The 14586-nt window shown below is 34.6% G+C and carries 17 protein-coding genes; 5 read left to right on the forward strand and 12 right to left on the reverse strand.

Annotated elements, in window-relative coordinates; all coding sequences use genetic code 11:
• Positions 1 to 5: 5 nt before the first annotated feature.
• On the reverse strand, positions 6 to 899 hold the full coding sequence (gene rsmH / locus H560_RS0103260) for a 16S rRNA (cytosine(1402)-N(4))-methyltransferase RsmH (protein WP_027378712.1): 894 nt from the start codon (positions 897 to 899) through the stop codon (positions 6 to 8).
• Positions 900 to 947: 48 nt separating this feature from the next.
• Positions 948 to 1406: a division/cell wall cluster transcriptional repressor MraZ gene (gene mraZ / locus H560_RS0103265; RefSeq protein ID WP_034752155.1), complete on the reverse strand. Its 459-nt coding sequence runs from the start codon at positions 1404 to 1406 to the stop codon at positions 948 to 950.
• A 272-nt stretch (positions 1407 to 1678) separates the two neighbouring features.
• Here mraZ and H560_RS0103270 point away from each other — a divergent pair, with 272 nt between their 5' ends.
• From H560_RS0103270 to H560_RS0103280, 3 genes are all read left to right on the forward strand, one after another.
• Positions 1679 to 2440, forward strand: coding sequence for an alpha/beta fold hydrolase (locus H560_RS0103270; protein WP_027378714.1), 762 nt, complete (start codon positions 1679 to 1681; stop codon positions 2438 to 2440).
• 63 nt (positions 2441 to 2503) lie between these two features.
• A complete protein-coding gene (gene yihA, locus H560_RS0103275; protein ID WP_027378715.1) occupies positions 2504 to 3127 on the forward strand; it encodes a ribosome biogenesis GTP-binding protein YihA/YsxC in 624 nt (207 codons plus the stop codon).
• Complete coding sequence (locus H560_RS0103280) at positions 3120 to 3569, forward strand: GNAT family N-acetyltransferase (RefSeq protein ID WP_027378716.1); 450 nt, start codon at positions 3120 to 3122, stop codon at positions 3567 to 3569. Before yihA ends, H560_RS0103280 begins: the two co-directional genes overlap by 8 nt.
• A gap of 55 nt (positions 3570 to 3624) precedes the next feature.
• On the opposite strand, the gene H560_RS0103285 is transcribed toward H560_RS0103280, so the two are convergent.
• From H560_RS0103285 to H560_RS0103335, 10 genes are all read right to left on the reverse strand, one after another.
• Entirely contained in the window at positions 3625 to 4515 is an 891-nt protein-coding gene (locus tag H560_RS0103285; RefSeq protein WP_027378717.1) for a hypothetical protein, read from the reverse strand.
• 7 nt (positions 4516 to 4522) lie between these two features.
• Positions 4523 to 5869 (reverse strand): beta-carotene 15,15'-monooxygenase, encoded by a 1347-nt coding sequence (locus H560_RS0103290; protein ID WP_185095848.1) that lies wholly within the window; start codon positions 5867 to 5869, stop codon positions 4523 to 4525.
• A gap of 6 nt (positions 5870 to 5875) precedes the next feature.
• Positions 5876 to 6283, reverse strand: coding sequence for a hypothetical protein (locus H560_RS0103295; protein ID WP_027378719.1), 408 nt, complete (start codon positions 6281 to 6283; stop codon positions 5876 to 5878).
• Entirely contained in the window at positions 6261 to 6650 is a 390-nt protein-coding gene (locus tag H560_RS0103300) for a DUF6804 family protein (protein ID WP_027378720.1), read from the reverse strand. Before H560_RS0103300 ends, H560_RS0103295 begins: the two co-directional genes overlap by 23 nt.
• A 29-nt stretch (positions 6651 to 6679) precedes the next feature.
• Positions 6680 to 6985, reverse strand: a complete 306-nt coding sequence (locus H560_RS22895) for a hypothetical protein (protein WP_155844945.1) — start codon at positions 6983 to 6985, stop codon at positions 6680 to 6682.
• Between the two features lie 13 nt (positions 6986 to 6998).
• On the reverse strand, positions 6999 to 8069 hold the full coding sequence (locus H560_RS0103310) for a type I restriction endonuclease (protein ID WP_027378721.1): 1071 nt from the start codon (positions 8067 to 8069) through the stop codon (positions 6999 to 7001).
• A 4-nt stretch (positions 8070 to 8073) separates the two neighbouring features.
• Positions 8074 to 8412 (reverse strand): YegP family protein, encoded by a 339-nt coding sequence (locus tag H560_RS0103315; RefSeq protein WP_027378722.1) that lies wholly within the window; start codon positions 8410 to 8412, stop codon positions 8074 to 8076.
• Between the two features lie 357 nt (positions 8413 to 8769).
• The gene (locus tag H560_RS0103325) at positions 8770 to 9435 is read right to left on the reverse strand and encodes a response regulator (protein WP_027378724.1); all 666 of its coding nucleotides are present in this window, start codon (positions 9433 to 9435) and stop codon (positions 8770 to 8772) included.
• A 12-nt stretch (positions 9436 to 9447) separates the two neighbouring features.
• The gene (locus H560_RS0103330) at positions 9448 to 11109 is read right to left on the reverse strand and encodes an ATP-binding protein (RefSeq protein ID WP_155844946.1); all 1662 of its coding nucleotides are present in this window, start codon (positions 11107 to 11109) and stop codon (positions 9448 to 9450) included.
• Positions 11110 to 11171: 62 nt separating this feature from the next.
• Positions 11172 to 11393, reverse strand: coding sequence for a hypothetical protein (locus H560_RS0103335; protein WP_155844947.1), 222 nt, complete (start codon positions 11391 to 11393; stop codon positions 11172 to 11174).
• Between the two features lie 395 nt (positions 11394 to 11788).
• Here H560_RS0103335 and H560_RS0103340 point away from each other — a divergent pair, with 395 nt between their 5' ends.
• Both H560_RS0103340 and H560_RS0103345 read left to right on the forward strand, forming a co-directional pair.
• Entirely contained in the window at positions 11789 to 12640 is an 852-nt protein-coding gene (locus tag H560_RS0103340) for a hypothetical protein (protein ID WP_027378727.1), read from the forward strand.
• Between the two features lie 70 nt (positions 12641 to 12710).
• Positions 12711 to 14501, forward strand: a complete 1791-nt coding sequence (locus H560_RS0103345; RefSeq protein WP_027378728.1) for a metallophosphoesterase family protein — start codon at positions 12711 to 12713, stop codon at positions 14499 to 14501.
• Positions 14502 to 14586: the final 85 nt, after the last annotated feature.

Consider the following 14586-nt stretch of genomic DNA (forward strand, 5'->3'; position numbering starts at 1 on the left):
AAAAACTATACTTTTATTCCTGTTCTCATCTTAGCACTTCTGGCTCTTGAGTTTTCTTCAATTTCCTTGTCATCAGGAATGATTGCTTTACTCTTTACCAGCTCGAATGCTTTTTTATAATTTCCGTAAATGTCTCTTTCGGGTTCACCTTCAAACATTCCGTTTTTCAAAAATCTTTTTACCAGCCTGTCTTCCAGGGAATGGTAAGAAATTACCACCAGCCTGCCTCCAGGTTTTAAAACATTATAAGCCTGAACCAGCATTTCCTTTAACACTTCAAGCTCCTGATTTACCTCGATTCTGATGGCCTGGAACAACTGGGCATAAAACTTATTCACTTTATGCGGAGGAAGATAATTGAACAATTTTTTCAGATTTTCCGTAGTTTCAATGCTTTTTGTTTTTCTGTGATGAACGATGTCCCGCGCTAATTTTCTTGCTTCTCTCAGTTCACCATAATAATAAAAAATATCCGCCAGCTGCTCTTCATCATAATCATTGATCACCCTTTTTGCATCAAGCCCCTGCATAACATTCATCCTCATATCCAAAGGTGCATTGCTTCTTGTGGAAAACCCTCTGTCTGCTTCATCAAACTGGTGAGAAGAGACTCCCAAGTCTGCTAAAACACCGTCAATCTGAGAAATTCCATACATTAGCAATGAATTTTCCAGGAACCTGAAATTCTGATTGATTAATGTAAATCTCGGGTCATCAATTGTATTTTTAAGAGCATCTAAATCCTGATCAAAGCTGAACAACCTCCCTTTATCTGAAAGCCTGCTCAAAATCTCCCTTGAATGGCCACCGCCACCAAAAGTGCAGTCTACATATATTCCGTCTGGATTCGTCACCAAATCATCTACACTCTGCTTCAACAAAACGGGGTTATGATACATGTTTAAGTTGTGTTTTTTCTCGCTCTTTTATTAATTTAAAATCGCGCGTTATTCTTCATCGAAAGTGCCCATCACATCTTCGGCAAGGCTGGCAAAATCTTCTTCATTGATGGAAATTACCTTTTCATAAGCCTCTTTGTCCCAAATTTCGAACAATTCTCCTGCGCTTGTAATCACAATATCTTTCTGAAGATTTGCAAAATGAGTGAGATCTTTCGAAATCTGTAATCTTCCTGCATTATCCAGCTCCACTGTTTTTACTCCTGCCGTAAACATTCTAATGAAATCAGCATTCTTTTTTATGAATCTGTTTAGTTTATTAATTTTGCCCATCACTTTATCCCATGCATTCATAGGGTAGACTTCCAGGCAGGGTTGGAACACGGATCTTTTAACTACAAAAGCCTTATCGTCAAAGTTTTCCATCTGTTTTATCAAAGATGAAGGAACTTTTAAACGGCCTTTGTCGTCTATTTTGCACTCATATGTTCCAATGAAATTTTTCATTTGGGACAAATTTATATAATAATTTCCAAAGTTTCCCACTTTTTCCCACTTTTTGCCTTAATGTTAATAAGTTTTATCAAAGATTGAATAACAGCGTGTTAATTGGTTGAATTAAAATTAGTTGCACAATGTATTATTCAGTCCATATTAAATAACCATTTAAAAAAGTCAGGAAAAAGCAGTCTGGTATATTATTTTTATTTTAAATTAGGGTAATCAAAATATTTTTGAGGTTTAATTTGTATTTTTGCAAGGCTTTATTAAGGCATTATATGATATTTAGTACAAAAAAAGAAAAGAAATATACCTTTGTAGAGGCGGGAGAAGGTCATCCGTTGGTACTGTTGCACGGTTTAATGGGTGGTTTGAGTAATTTCGATAAGATGGTGGATTTTTTTTCAGACAGAGGTTTCAAAGTATATGTTCCTCAGTTGCCAATCTACGATTTGCCGGTACTCAATACCAATCTTACGACTCTAGCAAAATATATTATCAAATTTATAGAGAGCCATATCGAAAGTCCTGTTTCCATTGTAGGAAACTCGATGGGGGGACATATTGGGCTTATCCTGACCCTTGCAAGACCGGATCTGGTTAAAAATCTTGTCCTTACAGGAAGCTCAGGTTTATACGAAAGAACTTTCGGAGACAGTTTTCCGAGAAAAAACGACCGTTCTTATATCAGAAAGAAAACCGAAGAGGTTTTTTATGATCCAAGTGTGGCTACCGAAGATCTTGTAGAAGAGGTTTTTTCTGTTGTAAATGACAGAATGAAGGGAATAAAAACCGTAATGCTTGCAAGAAGCGCCATTAAGCACAATATGCTTCACGATCTTCCTAAGATTAAAACACCCACGTGCCTGATCTGGGGAAGACAAGACAATGTAACCCCTCCTGAAGTGGCAGAAGACATGCACAAGTTCATCCCGAATTCAGATTTATTCTGGATCGACAGATGTGGTCACGCAGCGATGATGGAAAAGCCAGATGAATTCAATGAAATTCTTTACAGCTGGATAAAAGATAAAGTTTAAATTAAATATAAATGACCATTAAGAGCTTCTTAATGGTTTGTTTTTCTAAAAAATACTCAAAAAATGGTTATTAAAACAGCAACGTTTGTCAAGAGCAGCGGGAAATGGCAGGACTGCCCGGAACCGAACATGCCGGAATATGCTTTTATCGGAAGGTCTAATGTGGGGAAATCATCATTGATCAACGCGATGATGAATCATAAAGATTTGGCTAAAACCTCACAGACTCCGGGTAAAACGCAGCTTATCAACCATTTTTTGGTGAATGAACAATGGTATCTCACGGATTTGCCGGGCTACGGATACGCCAAGGTTTCAAAATCCCTTAGAAAGGATTTCGAAAAGCTGATCACCAATTATATTTTAAACAGAAGAAATCTGGTGAATCTTTTTGTTTTGGTAGATGTAAGGCATAAGCCGCAGACAATTGATCTGGAATTTATACAATGGTGCGGGGAAAGTGGTGTTCCGTTTTCTATTGTTTTTACAAAAGCTGATAAACTGAAGCCCAATGCTGTGGTCAAAAATGTGGAAGATTATAAAACGGAGCTTCACAAAACCTGGGAAGATCTTCCGGAATTATATGTAACATCAGCTGAAAAGAAAGAGGGAGGAGATGAAATCCTGAACTTTATAGAAAAAACCAATGATTTTTTAATTAAAAACAGTGTAAGCTTCGATGAGTAATATTGTTTGGAAAATTAAAACCTTTGAAGAGCTTACTGTTCCGGAATTGTATTCTTTTTTAAAAGCAAGAATCGATGTTTTTGTGATAGAGCAGAATTGTCCATATCCGGATCTGGATAATTATGACCAAAAAGCAATTCATATCTGGGCAGAAGAAAACGGGGAAGTTCTGGCGTACTGCAGGGTTTTTGATAAAGGAATAAAATATGATGAAACTTCCATCGGAAGGGTGCTGACAACAGAAGCAGCAAGAGGCAGGAGCTTGGGGAAACAGTTGATACAATATGCTGTAGAAACCATAGAAAATCGTTTTCATACCCCTGAAATAAGGATTTCTGCGCAGGATTATCTGCTGAAATTTTATTCTGATTTCGGATTTACAGATACCGGCAAAAAATACCTGGAAGATGATATTCCGCACACGGAAATGGTTAGAAAATAAAGAAAGCGAAGAAATTAATTCTTCGCTTTTTTGTAGATAAATATGTTGAGTGTTTTTATTTATTACCGGAAATGGCTTTTAAAATAATAGGTTCAAGGTTGGACGGCAGATCAGCAGATTTTATCTGATAATGTTTGATTTTCATTTCTTTAAACCAATTTTCCCAGTATTCTTTGATGATATCGCCTTCGAAAGGATTGCCTTTTGCGGGGTTAATACCCAAAACAATCACTTCAAGATTTTCCAGATCATCATTTGCTTTAATAAACCCTAAAGCGTTATCATTTATTTTTGCTTTAAAATCAGAAGAATTAAGCTTTAATGATTTGATTAGCTCCGGTGTGAGAAAAGATGTCTTTTTGCCCTCGGAAATTTTTGAATCTTTATGATAAATGTAGCCGTCTGTTAAAATAAAAAGGATATTTCTGTGGTTGTCTTTTATACAATAATCTTTCACTTTATTTTTGAAGAATTCCCAGATATCAGAACCAATATACTGATTGTCCCTGATTGCCGACTGATAGATCTGTGATGGTAAGGTTGAATATTTTTTATCAACCAGATCAATATTGTCCTTCGTAGTATTTTTATCAAAAGAAACCCTGAGCTCTTTCGTGAGCTCATTCATTTTAGGATCAGATGGTTCCGGATTGAAGAAAACCTGCATCTGATCATTAAGCTGGATCACTTTTTTAGTTTTGATATGGTCTAAAAAACCTTTGTCAATAGATTTTATATATTCAATATCTCGCTGGAAAAATTCCATGGTGGGATTTGCGTTTTTTTCCGGATCAATTCTGTCTGAAAGATCAATCAATATACTGATGTTCAGATTTTTTGAACTGGAAGAGCTGTGCGGTACAGTTGCCTCCGCTGTTTTTTCCGCAGGTTTGCCACATTGGATAAAAATCGCGGAAGCCATTAAGAAATATAATATTTTTTTCATGGTGTTTTTATAAGATTGACATATATACGGAGTTCTGACTGTCGGAATTAGCGCCTACCTTGTTCAGGTTGTAGATGTACTGCTTTTTACATTCTTCTATAATGTCTTGCTTGACAGGATGGGACACCGCAAGCTTTTCATTAACGAAAGTAATCCAGCCCTGCATATATTCGGAAGCATGCAGTTGATAATCTTTGGTGGGAATTATTGTTCCATCGATGATGTTCTGGAGCTCTTCTATTCTGCCTTTTGCTTTTGCAATGAGCTCCTTGATGCTTCCTATACTGTTTCTAACCTCTTCTTTCTGTTTTTCGAGGTCCTGAATTTTTTCCTGGTAGACCAAAATATCTTTTTGCCTTTTCGACTGCTCATGCTTAATTTTATCTTTTTCTCTGTGCTCTTTCATCACAAAATCAAAAACAAGGCCCCAGATGATATACACAATGAACCCGGCGAAAATAATTCCCCAAAACTGATTCTTTGTAAAAGCAATAGAAAGATCAAAAGGAGGGGAGTTGAAAGTTTTATTTAATTCGTATAATTTTGATTCTATTTCATAGGCAAGAATAGCATCAAACATAAAAGTTATCATAAAAAGGAGCGCTACTTTAGAATAATTAACGAAGCTTTTGTTTTCTCCAAACATATGGATAAGATATCCCAAACCCAAAAATACGAAAGGAATAAGAGTCACGAATGCCCCTTCCAGAGGACCTTCGGCCCAAGCCTTGTTGAAAGCCTGTGCATCCAGAACGCTTTGTATAATATTTCCGTTGGCATCAAAGCTTTTAAAAAAAGCTGAGTATGAAGTCGAAATATAAAATGTAAAAAGGTATAAGCTAATTGGTATCAAAATAATTAAACCAATCCAAAACTTTGTGGAAGCACCTTTTGTGGCTTTTACATTATAAGTTTCGGGATTCCTTGGAAGATCATTGATTTCAAATTTTATCTTTTCAATGGTATCCTGAACGGTTGCTATATCATCCCCAATGTTTTTTAGCTGGTCTTCTTTATTATCCAAAGAAACGGTAAGGCCTTTTATCTCTGTTTCCTTGTTTTTCTGTTCGTTAAGGTAAGGCTCTTTTAGCTTATTCTGCTTTTCACCGAGCTGTTTTTCTTCGTTTTGAAATTTTGAATAAATGGCATCAAGACAAATTGACAATGCGGTATGATTTCCACTGTTCCTGGAGCTGTCTCTATAGCCGTTTTCATGATAAGATCTTTTTCTGCTTTCTTCAGTAGATTCCGCATCCGGTTCTGTTTCAAATCTTATGGGTTCGTCTTTAGGCTCTTCGATGGGAACCGGCTTTAGTCTGAAAAGGGTTTTTAGGTTATTGGTCATTGCATTCATGATTAATTAATTTTTTAAGTCATTAAGAATATCTGTTTTAGTTTTTCCCTGTTTTACGGCCTCGATAAAATAATCGGCAATATCTTTTACATTTTCTTCCAGGAAATCAAACATAGCCACATATTTTTGTAGTGCTGAATATTCATTTTCTGAAACCACGCCATCTGCCCAGATCATTACGGTGAGATCAAAAAGAGATTCTACTTTTTCTTCAATGGTTTGTGGAATTAAAGGTTTTGAATTGATGGGATTGAGAAGAATTTCGTCCAGATTTTTTGCGGAAATTCCTCTTTCTTCGGCTGTTTTATAAAGCATTTTGAGCTCAAGCGGGCTAAAATCTTCATCACAGATAGCCATTTGATAAAGTCTTAAAAAATGGGCTTTAAGATTTTCAGGGATTATTGTTGTTTCCATAGTTTTTATTGATTATTCGGTCTCTTGTTTTGGAGATTTCCTGATGTTTGATATCAATGGTTTCGGGTTCTTTTGGTTTCTTTTTGGGGATTAAAGTGTAGAAATAGTATAAGAATAAAAGCCCGACAATAATATCTGCTATAATCCAAATCGGTTTTAAATAAAGATAAACCGGAAAGACAGGATTGAATAGGATTAAGATTAATAAAAAGGCAATAAACCAAAAGCTTCTGCTTCGAAATTCATTGACAATGATAACTAAAGCCATAAAGGAGACTATAATCCTCAGGAAAGTATAGTAACCGTAAGGCAGCTCGAAAATGCCGATAAAGCACAGCAATGCCGCTATGATGATGAGGTATTTCATGATTATTAGTTTTTAGTCGGGCTTTAGGTTTAATTACATCCTAAACAGTAGGATCTGTCTACATATTCTTTACTGTTTCCTGAATAATAGTAACATCCACCTCTTGGGCCAACAATAAGTTCATGACCATTGTAAGTACATCCTTTACTTCTGGAATGTGATCGTGAACTTCTGGATTTGCTTCTTTTGCTTTTTCTGTGTTTTTTACCTTTGCTTTTCTTTGGTTTTTTTGTTGAAAGCTCTGTGGTAGAAGCGGTATTGTTCGTTGAAGCTGAAATAGTAGCTGGTAGTAATACGCCTAAACTTAATAGACTTGCAAATAGTAGTTTTTTCATGGTTGATTATTTATTAATTATAGTTTTCTAAAGTCTGATGAAGCTGATTTCTGAAATTATAGATTTCATCAAGGTTATTCAACAGCACTTTTTCTCCCGATTCTTTACCGTTATGAAAGGTTTCCAGATATTTATTTGAGGTGTTAAAATGTAGTCTGCAAAGTGGTTTTCTGTTGTTGTCATCCAATAAAATCCCAAAATAGGACAGAGTATCTCTGTAAGCAATCCTTGCAGAAGGAATTTTTTCTCTCAGAATAGCTTTTACAATCTGGAATCCTTCTAATTCTTCTTCCGTGGTTACGATTTTAGAATCATTGTTTTCGTCAATAGGTTGTGAGGCTTTTACGTCATCTTCCCGCTTTTCAATCTGCTCATTAATGCTTAATGCAGATTTGAGCCTGAAACTGATGGATTCATTAATAGAGGTTATTAATGCTTTCTTTGCATATTCTTTAAAAGAAACCATCCGGTTTGCTGTTAAGGGTTTTTCAAAAAAGCGGTTTACCAAAAGCTTTACCAATTCATCAGATGGGTTTTCGATTTCTTTTTCGAATTCTTTTCTGATAGCTTTGATGTATTTTAATGCTTCTGCGGAATCCAGGATACTTTCCAGATTATAATCTTTCTTGGTAAAGCTTTCCAGAATTTTGATAGAGCTGTCTTTTAAGTCTTCAATATTAATTGTGAAAAATGGTTTTTCGTCCATAATATTCGGTTTTTCAAGATCGGTATAGAAATTATAAACGATACCATTAGTAAGAACACCGAATCTTGTTTTAGAAACATGATAATACCTGTGAAGCTGGGAGTTATGAGCATCTGCACTTTCTTTCCAGTGCTTGCATTCGATGATAAAAATAGGTTCGTCATTATTTTTGATCACGTAATCTACCTTTTCGCCTTTTTTTGTTCCAATGTCACAGACATGTTCAGGAACAACTTCTGTGGGATTAAAAATATCATATCCTAAAATTTGTATGAAAGGCATTACAAAAGCATTTTTCGTTGCCTCTTCAGTGGTAATCTGATCTTTTAAGCCTACCACTTTTTGGTGTAACTGCTCAAGTTTAATTTTAAGATCCATTGTTTTAATTTTTTAGGGTTTCGTCAACAATTTCTGCTAGTGGAGCATTAGATTTTACGGAATGAATTCCATTCTCCATTGCTGTTTTGGAACTGAAATATTGGCTTTTTCCGATGATTTCACCATTCCTGGCTTTCAAAACAAAATAATTTTTACCATTTATGGCAACCCTTCTGTCGTATCTGGAATCGTCCTGAGAATTCATTCTCACGGATTCAATTCCTTTGTGACAGGAAGCTTTTTGAACATAGCCTTCACGGGTTAAAATAATTTCACCGTTTCCGGATTTTAAATTAAATTGATACTCATTATTGATTCTTTGAGTAATTACAAATTTTCCCATGGTTGTTATTTTGTGTGACACTCATTTGAACATGTTTTGCAGCCGTTCGATTGTTTATAATCCTTTTTAGCTTCTTTCACTGCATCACTGCAGGATGAGAATTGACCCAAGTATTTTCTATTCTCAGTGTTTGGTAGAAAAATACAATATTCGTCATGCACTTCATGATCTCCATTACTTTGCGCTTTTTTGTTTACATAATACTTTTTCATAGCATTTAATTTTTTCTTTTAACACTCCAAAAGTATAACCCTTTCATAACCAATCCTTACGGGAAACCGTAAAACCAGCAAAAAATAAAAAACCTTTCAAAATTTTTTGAAAGGTTATAATAAAATAAGAATGGAAAATTTATTTTTAAATAATCCCAATATCTTTACAGAAGGCTACTAACTGCTCATTGCTGGTCACTTCAAGATCTTCTTTTAAGCTGTTTAATTTTTTTTCAACGCTGCTTAAGCTATAGGGCTTAATATTCTTCTCCTGAAGATGAAAAGGTATATTTTTCTGCAAAATTCCTTTGGAGAGAAGAGAAATTAACGTAATATCATAAGCGGAAAACTCATAGCGGTTAAGTTTTTTCATTTCCTGCTTTAAATCAAGGGATAAATAATTTTCATTAATATAAACAGATGCGATTGATTTTTTTAACTCCTTTGAATCGTTTCGTGCCTTCCGAACATATCCGTTGATGTGATATTCTTTGAAAAGAGAATCTATAATTCCTGATTTGTGTTCGGCAGAAAAAACAATGACTTTCAGTGCGGATTGGATTTCCCTTATTTTCTGAATTAATTCCCGGCCGTCTTTTATGTTTTGTTTCCGATGGTCCTCTTCATAATAAAGATCGGTAATCAAAAGGTCATAAGGCTCATTTTCGCGGATAGATTTCTGGATTTTTGCCAGCGCGTCATCACAGTAATACACATAGTCAACATTCGGAATGTTGAGTTCCTCCAATGTTTTCTGCACAGAAATATTAATACTTTCGTGGTCTTCGGCGATTAAAATTTTTTTGAACATTCTTTTAGTTTTTTAAGAAACAGGAAATGAAATATTGATCTTCAGTCCTTTTTCGATTTTAGTGTCAAAAATAATTTCTCCTTTAATAGTTTCTATACGGGAAACCGTAGAAGACAGTCCATTTTTATAAATTACGTCCCCGGAAATCCCAATTCCGTTGTCAGTATAAAAGATTCTGATGAGTTTGTTTTCCCGTTCAAACCTGAAACCCACACGGTCTGCCCTGCTATGCTTTTTCATGTTGACAAGCAGCTCGCGGACGATTTGATAAACTTCTTCCTGTGTTAATTCTTTTAATCCTTTCCATGTATTTTCGCCGTTTCCGGCAAGATAAGTGTTGACATTATCATTGTTGAATGAACCGATCAGCTCTGAAATTTTTTCACTAAAATTTTTTTCATCAACGTTGGTTTCAGTTTTTTCGTAGGAAATATCTCTGGATTTTTCATACACAAATTCCAGATCATCCAGAGCTTTATCCTTATCAAAATGCTCCTGATTTTCAATCTTTGTCATTACCTGGTAAATTCCGTTGGCTACCACATCATGAACTTTCTTCGATATTTTAAGCTGGGTGTTTTTTATCTCGAGCTCTTTTTCTTGTTTGAGTCTTTTTTGTCTTCTGTTGTACCAGATAATAGTGATAATCGCAAGAATTAGAACAATTAAAAGAATTAAAGTTCTATTTTTACTCTCTGCTGCAACAACTTTTAGCAGTTCATTTTCTGCCGTTTTTACATCTATATCATAGCGGAAAACAGCAAATTGATCTTTGTCTTTATTTCGTGCTGTTAGCATACTATCATTTATTGATTGGAATTTTAAAAAGTTTTTTAAGTAATCATTTTTATCAAGAATGATTATTTTTTGTAATGCTTCAAGTTGGTCATCTGCACTTTTATTTTGTACTGCTTTTTCGAGCATCATTTTAGCATACATTAAAGAAGTATTCTGATCTTTATTATAGAAATAATCTGCTAATGTTGCATAACTTGAGTTTTCACCCCAACTGTCATGTTGATTTCTTCTTATTTGTAAAGCTTTAAACAATTGAGGTAATGGGTCATAATTCTTACTTTCTAGAAATTTTGCTTTAGCTAAATTATTAAGTGCTCTAGCATAATCGATGCTGTCCTGCGAAGCTAGGGCAAGGCTAAGGTATTTCTTTGCATTGGTAAAATCTTTTTTACTAATTAACGCATCTCCAATATTATTGTAGTAGATAAATCTGCTTCGCTCAACATTTACGTATTTCAAAGCTGTATTATAATATGAGATAGCGCTATCAAAATTCTTAAGATTGGAAGAAGAAATAGCTAAATTGTTATAATTAGACGCAAGAACAAGCTTAACAATAGAATCATTTTCTCTTTTATTTTTAAGAAATCTATTTGATCTTAATGAAGTTTCGATGCCTCCATAATAATCTCCTCTATCGGACTGTATAATAGCCATATTTGCCAATGCCCTTGAAACGCCTAATGAATCTTTATTTGTCAAAAAAGTGTTCTTTGCTAAATTAAAATAATAAAAAGCTGAATCGGAAACTTTCTTTTCTCGATACTCTATAGCCTTTTCGTAATAAACATTGGTTGTAATAGTTGGCTTTATATTGTTCTCTTTTTTACAGGAGAATAAAGCCATCAATAAGATAATTAATAGTAAGCGTTTCATGAGATTAGTTTTGCTTGCAAGGTAAGAAAAAGGACAGATTATACAATCTGCCCTTTTAATTATTATGGATTTGTAGGAATAAACGGTGGGGGTGTTTGCCCTGTATTTCCACCTGTTCCTCCATCTCCGCCGGTTCCCGTTCCCGGATCTATTCCTGTTCCTGGATCGCTTGGCCCGTCGTCTAATGTAGTTACCTGATTCTGATTGTTATTATTGCATGATGATGTATTTGCATTATTGTGTCCGAATGCTATTCCCAATAGCATCAATATTAATTGTAACATTGTTTAAAAATTTTGAAGTTGAAATTGTTTTTCTTCCTCTCACGAAGTATTTATCGTGAGCTGTACACAGTTAAAATTTCGAAGCGCTTCTTAAATTTTTTGGGAAGTGAACCTTCAAAAACGGAAGAGAAACATCTGCTTCCCAACCCGGAGTTTTCTTCCGTTTTATCTGGTGATATTTGAAATCAGTTTTGTAAATTTGTTTTTGTCGGTTGTTTTAATTGTTTGTTTATCACTGATTTCTGAAGCAAAGATGCGACAAAGAGTGACGCATGTGTTAGACAAAACATGGACATCGATGGACACAAAAAATGGGCAGGAATTGCTTTACGGAAACCCGTAATGCGACACGGTAGAAAATCAAGTATTTTGTAATACCCTTAAAAAAACTAATTATGTCCAAAATAAAACTACTAATCAATGAAGTATTTAGACAAGCAGAAGATGAATCAGGAAAAACATCGAAGAATGGTCTTGCATCATACTTAAATGTGCATCTGGAAACACACAAAATTTTTCTGAATGAAAGAACTTTTGTAAGATATTATGATGCTTTTGTATTGGGAATAAAAAAAGAGATTAATCCTGATCCGGATACTCTTAATAAGCTCAGCAAATATCTTGGTTACAGAGATTTTGCAGATTTCTCCAGAACATTTGTTAAAAAAGATGAAAAACTCAATAAAACAACGGTGAAAATAAGTGTTGATGAAGATGAAGAATCCATGTCAGAAAAATTTTCTAAACTAATCATTAATATTACCAATGAGCAGCATTTCAAAATGCCTGACTTCATTAAGAAAAATGGAGTGGGGATATTAGAAATGGCTTTTGTATTATTATTTGTTACTGGCGGTGTTGTTTTTCCAAATACTAAAAGTAATTCACAAAATTCTACAACTCCTTCAATGCTAACATTATGGGGGAAACCAGATACAGATAAAAAATATATGTATTGGGATGGTGAAATGTACATTCCTACTAATAGTACGGATGTAGGTCCGGAATTTAATGTGGTTGCAATTGATCTCTATAAAGTAAAGCACTTCAAAAGAATCACAAGAAAAGACACTATGACAGTTGAGAATTCTGTTGGAAGAACCTGGTATTCAAAATATAATGGAGATGTGCAATTCTTTACAGCAGATGGAGTTGATCCCGATAACGGCAGAGAGCTTAGAAAATCAACTGACTTTATCATTACAAAATATGCCGGACCCAATACGGATTCATTAGTAGCAGAGTAATCTTCACAATCATTTAAAATTTAATTAAACCAATTCATCATATATTCTCTTAATTTCGTTCTTTTTTAAGATGAATAAAGGAATATTCTCATTGTTGCTGTTTACGTTTTCACTGTTTTCGGCTCAGCAAAAACCGGTTCAGATTGCCTTTCTTTCCGATGTACATTTTCAGGATTTGTACGGAAGTTTTTCGGATAATAATTTTAAAGGAATTATCAATCCCAAAACCGGAAAACCGACGATTCTGAGAACAATGGATTCGCAGTTGCATTCCACAAGAATTTTTAATGAAAACTATTTTGCATTGCTGAAAGCGCTGGATGATATTGCTAAAAAAGGAATTAAAATTGTTGCTATGCCCGGTGATTTTTCGGATGACGGACAGGCGTACAATATTCGCGGATTACACAAAATTTTAGAAAAATACCACACAAAATACGGAATCGATTTTTATATCACGACCGGAAATCATGACCCGGTCGGACCGTTTCATCAGGATGCCGGAAAAAATGATTTTCTCGGACAGGACGGCAATCCGATTGGGATTTACAGTAAAGAAAATCTCGGAAAGATAAAAAATCAAATCATCACAAAAGACATTGCGGAGTCCGGATATCTTGAAATTTTAAATGAATTAAAAGATTTCGGGTTTTATCCGAAAAAAGAGAATCTTTTTTGGAGTACTCCTTTTAATTTTAGTTCTGTTAAAAATTATTCCTACAATAAAGCCTTACAAAGCGCCGATTATTCCAAAAGAATGTATGAAGTTGCAAAAGGCTTTTCTGTCCCCGATTTAAGTTATGTGGCAGAACCCGTAAAAGGAATCTGGATGATTGCCATCGACGGAAATACATACATTCCGAAAAATATAAATGAAAATCCCAACAATCCTTCAAATTATAAAGGTGCAAGCACTGGGTACAATAATGTGATGACCAATAAAAAGCATCTGATAGATTGGGTGAAAAAAATTATGCAGGAAGCCAAAATCAACGGAAAAACTGTTATTGCCTTCACCCATTACCCGATGATTGATTTCAATGATGGTGCAACGGATGAGATTAAAAATTTATTAGGTCAAAAAAAATGGCAGCTGGAAAGAGTTCCTGAAGAAGAAGTAGCAAAGGCATTTGCAGAAGCGGGATTGCAGGTTCATTTTGCCGGGCACATGCACATAAATGATACGGGAATCAGGAAATTTGGAGATAAAATGTTGGTGAATATACAGGTTCCTTCGCTGGCGGCTTATCTTCCCGCATATAAAATTCTTACCATTCATTCACCTGAAAAAATGGAAGTAAAAACGGAAGTTTTAAATGATGTTCCTGATTTTGATGAATTATTTCCTTTGTATGAAAAAGAATATGAAACCTTGAAGAATGATAAAAATAAAGCCCTTTGGAATAAAGATATTCTGAAATCAAAGTCTTATCATGATTTTATGCTGTTTCATTTGAAAGAATTAGTTCGTCTGAGAATGATTCCTAATGATTGGCCGAAAGATTTCGTTGAAAAAGCAGAAAAATTGAATGGTGAAGATTTGTTGCTGTTAATTTTAAATAAAAATCAATTAAAAGAAAAAAACATCAACCCAGAAGGTTTTAAAAAATGGAATTTTGAAGATCTTTTGCTGGATTTGTATAAATTTCAATCTGCGGATGAATTGGCGAAAACAGATATTCCGAAAGAAAGATTACAGCAATATCAAATATTAGAAAAACAATATCATGAAAATCAGTCTAGAGATCCGTTCACTTTGCAGTTAAAATCTGTTTTCAAAGTTCTTTCTTTGCTTTCTAACGCAGATCCGACGGATCATTTCGAAATAGATTTGAAGAAGCGGGAGATTAGTAGACTTTGATTTACTTTCCCACAGATTGCACAGATCTTCACAGATGTTTATGCTTTAATTTTATGAAAAGAGAAAAATATACGCAATTATCTGT

The sequence above is a fragment of the Chryseobacterium daeguense DSM 19388 genome, assembly GCF_000430825.1.
Taxonomy (GTDB): domain Bacteria; phylum Bacteroidota; class Bacteroidia; order Flavobacteriales; family Weeksellaceae; genus Chryseobacterium; species Chryseobacterium daeguense.